An 11,127-nucleotide genomic window follows, 5' to 3' on the forward strand; every position below is an offset into this window, starting at 1 on the left:
TGGAAGGTCACAGCTCACCCATCGGGATGCGCACACCGCGCTCGGCGGCGACCTCGTCGGCCCGGTCGTAGCCGGCGTCCACGTGCCGGATCACGCCCATGCCCGGGTCGTTGGTGAGCACCCGGCGGATCTTCTCGCCCGCCAGCGGCGTGCCGTCGGCGACGGTGACCTGGCCGGCGTGGATCGAGCGGCCGATGCCGACGCCGCCGCCGTGGTGGATGGAGACCCAGGAGGCGCCGGAGGCGACGTTGACCATGGCGTTGATGAGCGGCCAGTCGGCGATCGCGTCGGAGCCGTCCAGCATCGCCTCGGTCTCCCGGTAGGGGGAGGCGACCGAGCCGCAGTCCAGGTGGTCGCGGCCGATGACGATCGGCGCGGACAGCTCGCCGGAGGCGACCATGTCGTTGAAGCGCTCGCCGGCCTTGTCGCGCTCGCCGTAGCCGAGCCAGCAGATCCGGGCGGGCAGGCCCTGGAAGTGCACCTTCTCCTGGGCCATCTTGATCCAGCGGTGCAGCGACTCGTTCTCCGGGAAGAGGTCGAGCACGGCCTTGTCGGTCTTGGCGATGTCCTGCGGGTCGCCGGAGAGCGCCGCCCAGCGGAACGGGCCCTTGCCCTCGCAGAACAGCGGCCGGATGTAGGCAGGGACGAACCCGGGGAAGGCGAAGGCGCGGTCGTAGCCGGCCAGCTGGGCCTCGCCGCGGATCGAGTTGCCGTAGTCGAACACCTCGGCGCCGGCGTCCATGAAGCCGACCATGGCCTCGACGTGCCGGGCCATCGACTCGCGTGAGCGCTCGGTGAACTCGGCGGGCTTCTCGGCCGCGTAGGTGGCCATGTCGTCGAAGGAGACGCCGATCGGCAGGTAGCTCAGCGGGTCGTGGGCGCTGGTCTGGTCGGTGACGATGTCGATCGGGGCGTCCATCGCGAGCAGCTGCGGGAACAGCTCGGCGGCGTTGCCCAGCAGGCCGATGGAGAGCGGCTGCTTCTTGTCGCGGGCGGCGGTGGCCAGCTCCAGCGCGTGGGCGAGGTTCTTGGCCTCGACGTCCAGGTAGCGGTGCTCGATCCGGCGGGAGATCCGGGACGGGTCGCAGTCGATGCAGATCGCCACGCCGCCGTTCATGGTGACGGCCAGCGGCTGGGCGCCGCCCATGCCGCCGAGCCCGGCGGTGAGCGTGATCGTCCCGGCCAGGGTGCCCTCGAAGCGCTTGTTGGCGACGGCCGCGAAGGTCTCGTAGGTGCCCTGGAGGATGCCCTGGGTGCCGATGTAGATCCAGGAGCCGGCGGTCATCTGCCCGTACATGGTGAGCCCGAGGCTCTCCAGCCGGCGGAACTCCTCCCAGTTGGCCCAGTCGCCGACCAGGTTGGAGTTGGCGATCAGCACCCGCGGCGCCCACTCGTGGGTCTGCATGACGCCGACCGGCCGGCCGGACTGGACCAGCATGGTCTCGTCGCGCTTGAGCGTCTCCAGCGTCCGCACCATGGCGTCGAACGAGCGCCAGTCCCGGGCCGCCTTGCCGGTGCCGCCGTAGACGACGAGCTTCGACGGGTGCTCGGCGACCTCCGGATCGAGGTTGTTCATCAGCATCCGCAGGGCGGCCTCCTGCTGCCAGCCCTGCGTCGTCAGCGCCGTGCCACGCGCCGCACGCACCTCGCGCGGCCCGCTCGTCTGCTGCTGCACCATGTTCCCGGCCTTCCTGCGGATGAATTCATTCAGACTTACCTAGACTGAATATATCCAATCATTCAGCCGTCGGCCAGACCTTGGCCCATCCGATCAGCGCCCGGCCGGCCGGCCTCCGACCGCAACCGCGAACCCGGCGAACACCAGCCACTCGGCCCAGCGCCGGGAAGCGCCGGGGGCAGGGGCGGCCCTCAGGCGGCCGCGCCGCCGTCCCAGTCGATGCCGATCTCGGCGAGCCAGCGGCGGTCGTCGGCGTCGGGACCGGCCGGGGCCGCGGGCCGGGGCGGGCGGGGGATCTCCTGGACGGGGCCGAGCCCGTAGCGCTCGGCGGTCGAGGCGGCGTGGACGTCGGGTTCGATGACCCCGACGTGGACGGCGCTCTCGTCGCCCGGGTCGAGGACGATCAGCTCGGGATCGGGCAGACGGCGCAGGGTGACGCGGCGTCCGCAGGTCGGGCAGGACCACTCGTCGGCTCCGGAGGCGAGCCGGCCGACGAACTTCATCTCGTGGATCACGCGCATGGCGGCCACCCCCTAGTACAAGGAGGATTCCCCCTCTGGGCGGATCGCCAACGTGACGGTACGGTCACTGCAGGCTGTGAGAACCTGCGTCAGTACCGACGCCGTCGAACGGGGAGGGGCCCGGATGAGCCGCGAGTGGAGCGTCGAGGAGAGCGTCTCGGTGTCGGCCGAGCCGGCGGCCGCGTACCGCGCCGTCGCCGAGGTCCGCCGGATGGGCGAGTGGAGTCCGGAGTGCCGGGCCGTGTGGGCGCGCCGCGGGCCGCTCGGGGTGGGCGCCCGGTTCGTGGGGTTCAACCGCCGGGGGCTGTTCTTCTGGTTCACCACCTGCCGGGTGACGGCCGCCGACCCGGGGCGCGAGTTCGCCTTCCGGGTCGAGACGTTCGGGCTGCCGGTGGCGCAGTGGGGCTACCGATTCGAGCCGGCCGAGGGCGGCGGCACGACCGTCACCGAGTACTGGCGGGACTTGCGGACCGGGCGCGCCTCCGGGCTGACCGAGGTGCTCGGGACGGTCTTCGCCGGGACCAACCCCGAGCTGCGGGTCAAGGTCAACCGGGCCGGCATGCGGGCCACCCTGGCCCGGATCCAGGCGGCCCTGGCGGCCTGAGCCGCCCGGCCGCGCCGACCCGGCAACCCGGCCCCGCACGCCGGCGGCGGCTACTCCAGGAACAGCCCGCGGGCCGTCGCCGACTGCTCGATGGACTCCAACCTGGCCTCCGCGCCGGGCAGTTCGTCGCACATGGTCTGCAGCAGCACCCGGCCGAGCATCATCGGCGCACAGGCGGTGTCGAAGACCAGCCCGGTGCCGACCGCGGCCGGCAGCAGCAGGTCGGAGAGCTTGGCCACCGGGGCGAAGGCGCTGTCGGCGACCGTCAGGACGGTCAGCCCGCACTCCCGGGCCACCGTCAGGGCCTCCATCAGCTCACGCGGGTAGCGCGGCAGCGCGAAGCAGAGCAGCGCACTGGCCCCCGCGGCGGCGGCCTGCTCCAGGCGGTCGGCGAGCATGCTGCCGCCCTCGTCGAGCAGCCGGATGTCCGGGTGCACCTTGGCCGCGAAGTACGCGAAGCCGCGGGCCTGCGCGGAGGCGGCGCGCAGGCCGAGCACCGGCAGCGGGCGGGAGGCGGCCAGCAGCCGGGCGGCCCGGAGGATCGGCTCCGGGTCGGCGAGCAGGTCGGCGAGGAGGCGCAGGTGCGCAATCTCGGCGAGCACGGCCTGCTGGTGCTCGTTGCGCACCGCGTCGTCCGGGGTCTCCGGCGCGGCCGGCTCCCCGGCGCCGAGCTCCCGCAGCTGCTTGCGCAGCGCCGGGTAGCCGTCGTAGCCGAGGGCCACCGCGAAGCGGGTGACGGACGGCTGGCTGACGCCCGCGAGTTCGGCGACCTCCACGCTGGAGAGGAACGGCGCCTCGGTGGCGTGCCGCACCAGCGAGTGGGCGATCCGCCGCTGGGTCGGCGTCAGCCGGTGGCCTTCGAAGAGCTGCAGCAGCCGGGCGGAGGGTCCGACGGTGCCGGACTCGTCGGTGCCGGATTCGTCGGTGGCGGTCATCAGCGGTACCTCCGGGTGCGAGCTGTTCGGACGACGACTGTGCAGCAGTCCGGTGGCGCTGGCAAAGACGTCTCGTACGCCGGGACGCCCGGTGAGACGTCCCGATCGGTGGGACGGGCCCTCGGGGTGACCCTGACTTTCCCCTGAGCCGACCGCCGACCGGTGGACCGGCCGCCGCCGGAGGGGGCACGCTGGTCGCCATGGACACTCGCCAGGACGACCTGCGCCGCGATCTCGAAGCGGCGGTGCAGACCCGCAAGGAGCTCGGCAAGGAGTACGAGTCGGAGATCGTCGACTCGTTCCTGGCCCGACTGGACGCCCGCCTCGACGCCCGGGTGGAGCGCCGGGTCGCCGAGCGGCTCGACGGACCGGGGCAGGGGCCCGCCGGGTACCCGCACCGGCGCCGGGGCGGCCGCCCCAACGCGCGGCTGCCGATGGTCTCGCTGGTCCTCGGCATCCCGCTGACCGCCATCGCGTCCGAGTCCTCGTCCAACGGGATTCTCGGCCTGATGGTCTGCTGGGCCGGCATCGTCGGCGTCAACGTGGCGGCCGCGCTGGGCGACCGCCGTGACGAGCGGCGCACCGAGCGGTCCCGGGGCGAGTGGGACTGAGCCCGCCCCGCCCCGGGACGACGGGGCTCAGGCGAGCGGCCCGGTGACCTTCTCGACGGCCCGCACCAGATCGCCGGAGGCGACCAGCGCGGCGGCGGCCTCCAGGTCCGGCGAGAGGAAGCGGTCGCGGCCGGCGCCGCCGACCCCGGCCTCGCGGGCGGCGGCCATCGCCGCGGCGGTGGCCGGCGCGACCGTGCCGCTGGCGTCGGCCTGCTGACGGATCTCCAGCGCGCGGGCGGCGGCGGTCAGCTCGACGGCGAGGATCCGGCCGAGGTTGTCGACCGCCTGGCGCAGCTTGCGGGCGGCGGACCAGCCCATCGAGACGTGGTCCTCCTGCATCGCGGAGGACGGGATCGAGTCGACCGAGGCCGGCACCGCGAGCCGCTTGTTCTCGCTGACCAGCGCCGCCTGGGTGTACTGGGCGATCATCAGGCCGGAGTCCACGCCCGGGTCGTCGGCCAGGAAGGCCGGCAGGCCGTGCGAGCGGGCCTTGTCCAGCAGCCGGTCGGTGCGGCGCTCGGAGATCGAGCCGAGGTCGGCGGTGGCGATGGCGAGGAAGTCCAGCACGTACGCGACCGGGGCGCCGTGGAAGTTGCCGTTGGACTCCACCCGGCCGTCCGGCAGCACCACCGGGTTGTCGACCGAGGCGGCCAGCTCGCGGGAGGCGACCAGCCGGGCGTGCTCGACGGTGTCGCGGCCGGCGCCGGCCACCTGCGGGGCGCAGCGGATCGAGTAGGCGTCCTGGACGCGCGGGGCGTCGTCCTGGTGGTGGCCGGTCAGGCCGGAGCCCTTGAGGACGGCCAGCATGTTGGCGGCGGACAGCGCCTGGCCCGGGTGCGGGCGGATCGGGGCGTGCAGCTCGGGGGCGAGCACCTTGTCGGTGCCGAGCAGCGCCTCCAGGGTCATCGCGGCGGTGATGTCGGCGGTGGTGAACAGGCGCTGCAGGTCGGCGATGGCCATCACCAGCATGCCGAGCATGCCGTCGGTGCCGTTGATGAGGGCCAGGCCCTCCTTCTCCAGCAGCTCGACCGGCTCGATGCCGGCCGCGGCGAGCAGCTCGCCGGCCGGCTTCTCGACGCCGTCGGCGCCGGTCGCCACGCCCTCGCCCATCAGCACCAGGGCGCAGTGCGACAGCGGCGCGAGGTCGCCGGAGCAGCCGAGCGAGCCGAACTCGCGGACCACCGGGGTGATGTTCGCGTTGAGGATCGCGGCCATGGTCTGCGCGACCAGCGGGCGCACGCCCGTCCGGCCGGAGGCCAGCGTCTTCATCCGCAGGAAGACCAGCGCGCGAACCACCTCGCGCTCGACCGCCGGACCCATCCCGGCGGCGTGCGAGCGCACCAGCGAGCGCTGCAGCTGGGCGCGCAGCTCGGGGCTGATGTGCCGCACGGCGAGCGCACCGAAGCCGGTGGAGACGCCGTAGACGGGGCGCGGCTCGGCCGCGAGGGCGTCGATCCGGGCGCGGGCGGTCGCCATCTCGGCGAGCGCGTCGGGACCGATCTCGACCCGGGCATTGCCCCGGGCGACGGCCAGCACGTCCTCGGCACTGACGTCGGCCTTGCCGACCTGGACGAGCGGCGCGTCGGGGGCCACAGCACTGTGCATATCCATATACACCATCACATCAGGTGAATGGAGATATGACAACCGCCAGTGCGCCTTTGGGAGGCACAAGGTCAGCCGGACGGATTTCGCGAGCCCCTCCCGATGCCGCAGGCTGGAGGCCGAACGGACGGATCGACGGTGGAGGACCGATGACGCGGGCGACGGCGCGGCGGCGGGTGGTGCGGCTGCGGGGGGATGCGCGAAGTGCGCGCCCGGACGCCCTGGCGGCCGAGGAGCCGCTGGAGATCCGGGTCGGCGGCGAGCCGCTGACCGTCACCATGCGCACCCCCGGGCAGGACTTCGACCTGGTGGCGGGGTTCCTGGTCGGCGAGGGGCTGGTGCACGCGGCCGACGACCTGGCGGCCCTGCGCTACTGCGCGGGCACGGACGAGGACGGCGCCAACACCTACAACGTGGTGGACGCGACGCTGCGCGGCCCCGGCGCACTGCCGCTCTCGGCGCACCGCAACCTGCTCACCACCAGCGCCTGCGGCCTCTGCGGCCGGGACACCGTGGACGCCGTGCGCACCCACGTCCGCTGGCCGGTCGCGGCGGACCCGCTGACCGTGCCGCCGCGGCTGCTGTACGGGCTGCCGGACCGGCTGCGCGAGGTGCAGCGGACCTTCGAGTCCACCGGCGGCCTGCACGCGGCCGGGCTGTTCGACGCGGCGAGCGGCGAGCTGCTCTGCGCCCGCGAGGACGTCGGCCGCCACAACGCGGTGGACAAGGTGGTCGGCTGGGCCCTGCGCGAGGGCCGGCTGCCGCTGGCCGGGCACGTCCTGCTGGTCAGCGGCCGGGCGTCCTTCGAGCTCACCCAGAAGGCCGCGCTGGCGGGCGTGCCGCTGCTGGCGGCCGTCTCGGCGCCGTCCTCCCTGGCGGTGGACCTCGCCGAGGAGCTGGGCCTGACCCTGGTCGGCTTCCTGCGCGGCGAGGGCGCGAACGTCTACACCCGCCCGGACCGCATCGAGGGCTGAGCCACCCCGGCCCGGCCGCTCAGCCCTCCGCCGGCTCAGCCTTCAGCCGGCTCAGCCCCTCCGCCGACTCCGCCTTCAGCCGGCGCAGCGAGGCGGGGGTGAGCCGTCGGCCGAGCACCTCCAGCGCGGCCAGCACCTCGGCGAGCTCCGCCGGGTCGTCGGTGCCCAGCGCGCGGGCCAGCGCCCCGTCGATGGGCGCGGCGGCCACCTCGGCCCGGCGGGCGGAGATCTCGGGCGCCTGCCGGGCGAGCATCCGGCGGCGGTCCCGGGGGTCGGCCCCGGTGACGATCGACCCGGCCTCCCGCAACCGCGCTACGGCCGCGGACACCTGACTCTGCGGCAGGCCGGTCCGCGCGGCGATCTCGCCGACCGCGCTGTCCGGGTGCTCGTAGATGTCGCTCATCACGACGACGACCGCCTTGACGCCGGTGGCCCGCCCGCCGATGCCCGCCGCGGGGACGGCCTCCTCGCCGATCTTCGCCAAGGTCCGGCCGAGCAGCAGCAGTTCGACTCCGTTCATGGACCCAAGCTACATCAGAAGAGATGCATCGAAAATAATGCATCTATCTTGATGCATCTAAAAAGATGCTCTAACGTGGAGTCAACGGCGGCCGCCCGGCCGCTCCGGGAGGGGACCACACCATGACCACCGCACTGCTCGACACCGCCGGCGCCCGCATCCACCACCAGGTCCAGGGCAGCGGCCCGGTCCTGCTGATCGCCCAGAGCGGCGAGGGCGACGCCGACCGCAGCGCCGACCTGGTGGCCCGGCTCGTCGACCGGTACACCGTGGTGACGTACGACCGGCGCGGCCTCTCCCGCAGCCCGCTCGACCGGCCGGGCACCACCCCGACCGTCGAGGAGCACGCCGACGACGCCCACCGGCTGCTCGCCGCCCTCACCGACCGGCCCGCCCTGATGCTCGGCTGCAGCCTCGGCGCGCTGATCGGCCTCCAGCTCGCCCACGACCACCCCGGCCAACTGGGCACCCTGATCGCCCACGAGCCCGCCGCGCCGCGGCTGCTGCCGGCCGGGGAGTGCACCGGGACGCTGACCGCGCTGGCCGGGATCCAGGAGGTGTTCCACCGGGACGGCTGGCAGGCGGCGCTGCGCGGGGTGATGGCGGCCACCGGGATCGACCCGGCCCGCCAGGAGCGCGAGCCCGAGGTCCGCCCGGCGCCGTTCGGCCCGGAGCGCGAGGCGAACTTCGCCTCCTTCCTCGCCCACGACCTGACCACCCTGCGCCGCAGCACCTTCGGCCTCGCCGAGGCCGGGGCGCTCGCCGCCGGGCCGACCAGGGTGGTCCCCGCCATCGGCCTGGCCACCGACCCGACGGTCTACAGCTACCGCTGCGCCGAGGTGCTGGCCGAGCGGCTCGGCACGGGGCTCCTGCGCCTCCCCGGCGGCCACAACGGCAATCTGACCCACCCCCGGGCGTTCGCGGCCCGGCTCGACGAGGCACTCGCCGAGACGCTTCAGACCAGCTGAGCCTCGATCAGGTCGGCCGCGCGGGCCGTACCGCCCTCCGCCAGCGCCTCGGCCCGGAGCACGTCGAGCCGCCGGGCCACCTCCGGGTCGCCGACCAGCTCCAGCAGTGCGGCACGCAGCGCGGCCGCGGTGGCCTCCCCGGTGTCCAGGCGACGGGCGACACCCAGCTCCACCAGCCGGTCGGCGTTGGCGAACTGGTCGGCGGCCTGCGGTACCGCGATCATCGGCAGGCCGGCCTGGAGCCCCTCGCTCGCCCCGCCCATGCCGGCGTGGGTGACGAAGGCGTCCGCCTGCGCCAGCACCGAGGCCTGCGGCACCCACGGGTGCACCTCGACGCCGGCGGGCACCTCGCCCAGCTCGGCCGGGTCGGTGTGCCGGCCGATCTGCAGCACGACGTGCCAGCCGGGCAGGCCGGCGAAGGCCCGCACGCACTCCCGGTAGAACGCCGGCTGCCGGGTGAACGCCGAGCCGAGCGAGACCAGCAGGACCCGTTCGGCCCCGGCCGGACGCTCCCAGGAGCCCTGGTGCGAGCGGTCCCCGGCGCACGGCCCGACGAAGGTGTACCGCTGCGGGTCGACCCGGTCGGCGTGGGGCTGCAGGGCCCGCGGGACGAGGACGACCGACCGGTCCGGGACGCCCTTGAACGCCTCCACGTCGCGGACGACGGCACCGGTCCCGGCCAGCCACTCACCGAACCGCCGGTAGTGCTCCGGCCCGCCCGGTCCGTTGCGGAGCGCCTCGTACATCCCGGCCATCTCCGCCTCGAACCCCTCCCAGGCGACGAAGGTCGGTGAGAGCTGGACGGCGGGCACCCCGTGCGCCTCGGCGACGGCCCGGCCGGCGAAGCCGCCGATGTCGTAGAGGACGAGGTCGGGCCGGTCCTCGGCGAAGAGCCCCTGCACCGCCGGGGTCATCGCGAGGGCGTCGTCCAGGAAGACGTCCTGGATCGCCACCGGGTCGTCCGGCCAGCCGCCCGGGTCGTCGGCCAGCGGCAGCACCGAGGTGTACGGGACGGCCTTCGCGCCGGCCTTCTCGACGGTCGCGGCGAACGAGGCGTCGTTGACGTAGCTCACCCGGTGGCCGCGGGCGACGAGCTCGGCGATCACCGCGAGGCTCGGGTTGACGTGGCCGTGGGCGGGGATCGAGACCATGGCGATGTGCGCGGGGCGGGTCGTGCGGGTCATCAAGACCTCCAGGGTCGACGGGCCGGACGGGTGGAACGGGCTGATCCACCGTCAAGGCGAGACGGTTCGTCTCGTTGGCGCCCACTCAGCATGACCCATCCGCCATCCCCGGTCAAGACGATACGAACCGTCTCGTCATTCCGGTACGATGAGGCCATGCCGCGCCACACCGCACCCGACCCCAGCCGCCGCAGCGAGCAGAGCCGCGCCGCGATCCTCACGGCCGCCGCCGAGCTGGTCGCCGAGCTCGGCTTCGCCAAGCTCACCATCGAGAGGATCGCCGCCCGGGCCGGGGTCGGCAAGCAGACCATCTACCGCTGGTGGCCCTCCAAGGGCGCGGTGGTCTTCGACGCCTTCCTGGCCGCCAACGAGAAGGCCTCCGGCGGCAGCCTCGCCCTCCCGGACACCGGCGACCTCGCCGCGGACCTGCGGGCCGTCCTGCGCCCCACCGTCGACGAGCTGGCCGACCCGGCCTTCGACCGCACCGGCCGCGGCCTCACCGCCGAGGTCCTCAACGACCCCGCCCTGCTCCGCGAGTACCGCGAGCGGCTGCTGGACCCGCTGCTGGAGGTCACCCGCGACCGCCTGCGCAGCGCCCGCGCGGCCGGCCACCTCGACGAGGACGCCGACCTCGACCTCGCCGTCGAACTGCTCTACGGCCCGGTGTACTACCGCTGGCTGCACGGCCTCGGCCCGCTCGACCACGCGTACGCGGACCGCCAGGTGGAGGCGGTCCTGCGCACGCTCGGCGCCCCGTCGGCCTGAGCCGCGTCAGCCGGGGCCTAGGGCTTGTCCGACCAGCCCTAGCCCCGATTGCGGCGGCGGAGCATCACGACCACCGCGATGATCACGGCGATGACCACCAGCACGACCACGATGCCGATCACCGCACCGATGATCTTGCTGAAGCCCTTCTTCTTCTTTTTCTTGGCCTTGTCCTTGGACGCGGCCAGCTGGGCGGCGCCGTGCCGGTCGGCGGTCACCGCGACGGCCGGGGCGGCCTGGAGGGCACCGCCCGCGACGGCCGGTCCGGCCGCCGCACCCGTACCGGCCGCGACGGTGCCCACCGCGGCGGCGCGGGGCGCGGCCTGGGCGGCCGGCGCGGCCGCGAGTGCGGCGCCGCCGAGGGCCAGCACCGCGGACACCACCAGGCTTGTCATACGAGTACGCATGGATTCAACCCCCGATCCGGCCCGGCCACCATGGCCGCCGACCGCGGACACCATCCCACGGCCGCGACACCCCGCCCAGCCCTCCGACCGCCCCTGCACCGGACCGCGACCCGCTCGAAACACCCCGGTCACCGAACCGGCACAACCGGCTCCCGCCGCCGCGCCCCGCCCCGCACCCCCGGGTGGCGCCTCAGCCCGACGGCGGCGAGGCCGGGCCCGCCAGGGCCACCGCCACCAGCGCCCGCATCGCGGTGGCCGCCTGCCCGAGCGGCAGCGTGGCATCGTCCGCGAACAGCTCCACCAACCAGCCGCCCGCCGCGTTCTGCCCGCCCGCCGCGACCATCCCCCGGTAGCC

The 11,127-nt window shown here is 74.4% G+C and carries 12 protein-coding genes; 5 read left to right on the top strand and 7 right to left on the bottom strand.

Going from position 1 to position 11,127, the window contains the following annotated elements; translation table 11 throughout:
- Nucleotides 1-7: 7 nt before the first annotated feature.
- Together hutU and ACGFZP_RS32005 are read right to left on the bottom strand one after the other, a co-directional pair.
- Nucleotides 8-1,678, bottom strand: a complete 1,671-nt coding sequence (gene hutU / locus ACGFZP_RS32000; protein ID WP_392939657.1) for a urocanate hydratase — start codon at nt 1,676-1,678, stop codon at nt 8-10.
- 191 nt (nt 1,679-1,869) lie between these two features.
- Entirely contained in the window at nt 1,870-2,199 is a 330-nt protein-coding gene (locus ACGFZP_RS32005; RefSeq protein WP_392939659.1) for a hypothetical protein, read from the bottom strand.
- Between the two features lie 124 nt (nt 2,200-2,323).
- Here ACGFZP_RS32005 and ACGFZP_RS32010 point away from each other — a divergent pair, with 124 nt between their 5' ends.
- Complete coding sequence (locus ACGFZP_RS32010; protein WP_392939661.1) at nt 2,324-2,803, top strand: SRPBCC family protein; 480 nt, start codon at nt 2,324-2,326, stop codon at nt 2,801-2,803.
- Between the two features lie 50 nt (nt 2,804-2,853).
- Here ACGFZP_RS32010 and ACGFZP_RS32015 read toward each other — a convergent pair whose 3' ends face one another.
- Nucleotides 2,854-3,738 carry a MurR/RpiR family transcriptional regulator gene (locus tag ACGFZP_RS32015; protein WP_392939663.1) on the bottom strand — a complete coding sequence of 295 codons (885 nt, stop codon included), beginning with the start codon at nt 3,736-3,738 and terminating at the stop codon, nt 2,854-2,856.
- 200 nt (nt 3,739-3,938) lie between these two features.
- Here ACGFZP_RS32015 and ACGFZP_RS32020 point away from each other — a divergent pair, with 200 nt between their 5' ends.
- Nucleotides 3,939-4,349, top strand: coding sequence for a hypothetical protein (locus ACGFZP_RS32020; protein WP_392939664.1), 411 nt, complete (start codon nt 3,939-3,941; stop codon nt 4,347-4,349).
- Nucleotides 4,350-4,376: 27 nt separating this feature from the next.
- On the opposite strand, the gene hutH is transcribed toward ACGFZP_RS32020, so the two are convergent.
- Nucleotides 4,377-5,960, bottom strand: coding sequence for a histidine ammonia-lyase (gene hutH / locus ACGFZP_RS32025; protein ID WP_392939665.1), 1,584 nt, complete (start codon nt 5,958-5,960; stop codon nt 4,377-4,379).
- Nucleotides 5,961-6,103: 143 nt separating this feature from the next.
- Here hutH and fdhD point away from each other — a divergent pair, with 143 nt between their 5' ends.
- Nucleotides 6,104-6,928 (top strand): formate dehydrogenase accessory sulfurtransferase FdhD, encoded by an 825-nt coding sequence (gene fdhD, locus ACGFZP_RS32030; protein WP_392939667.1) that lies wholly within the window; start codon nt 6,104-6,106, stop codon nt 6,926-6,928.
- A 19-nt stretch (nt 6,929-6,947) separates the two neighbouring features.
- Here fdhD and ACGFZP_RS32035 read toward each other — a convergent pair whose 3' ends face one another.
- Entirely contained in the window at nt 6,948-7,448 is a 501-nt protein-coding gene (locus ACGFZP_RS32035; protein ID WP_392939668.1) for a MarR family winged helix-turn-helix transcriptional regulator, read from the bottom strand.
- Nucleotides 7,449-7,570: 122 nt separating this feature from the next.
- Between ACGFZP_RS32035 and ACGFZP_RS32040 the strand changes: the two genes are divergently transcribed.
- A complete protein-coding gene (locus ACGFZP_RS32040; RefSeq protein ID WP_392939670.1) occupies nt 7,571-8,416 on the top strand; it encodes an alpha/beta fold hydrolase in 846 nt (281 codons plus the stop codon).
- Here the strand turns inward: ACGFZP_RS32040 and ACGFZP_RS32045 are convergent.
- Nucleotides 8,404-9,600: a macrolide family glycosyltransferase gene (locus tag ACGFZP_RS32045; RefSeq protein ID WP_392939672.1), complete on the bottom strand. Its 1,197-nt coding sequence runs from the start codon at nt 9,598-9,600 to the stop codon at nt 8,404-8,406. The two genes, ACGFZP_RS32040 and ACGFZP_RS32045, sit on opposite strands and share 13 nt — an antisense overlap.
- 156 nt (nt 9,601-9,756) lie before the next feature.
- On the opposite strand from ACGFZP_RS32045, the gene ACGFZP_RS32050 reads away from it, so the two are divergent.
- Entirely contained in the window at nt 9,757-10,365 is a 609-nt protein-coding gene (locus tag ACGFZP_RS32050; RefSeq protein ID WP_392939674.1) for a TetR/AcrR family transcriptional regulator, read from the top strand.
- A 38-nt stretch (nt 10,366-10,403) separates the two neighbouring features.
- Here the strand turns inward: ACGFZP_RS32050 and ACGFZP_RS32055 are convergent, their stop codons facing one another.
- Nucleotides 10,404-10,772, bottom strand: a complete 369-nt coding sequence (locus ACGFZP_RS32055) for a hypothetical protein (protein ID WP_392939675.1) — start codon at nt 10,770-10,772, stop codon at nt 10,404-10,406.
- Nucleotides 10,773-11,127: the final 355 nt, after the last annotated feature.

It is taken from the genome of Kitasatospora sp. NPDC048239 (genome assembly GCF_043202015.1).
Classification (GTDB): Bacteria; Actinomycetota; Actinomycetes; order Streptomycetales; family Streptomycetaceae; genus Kitasatospora.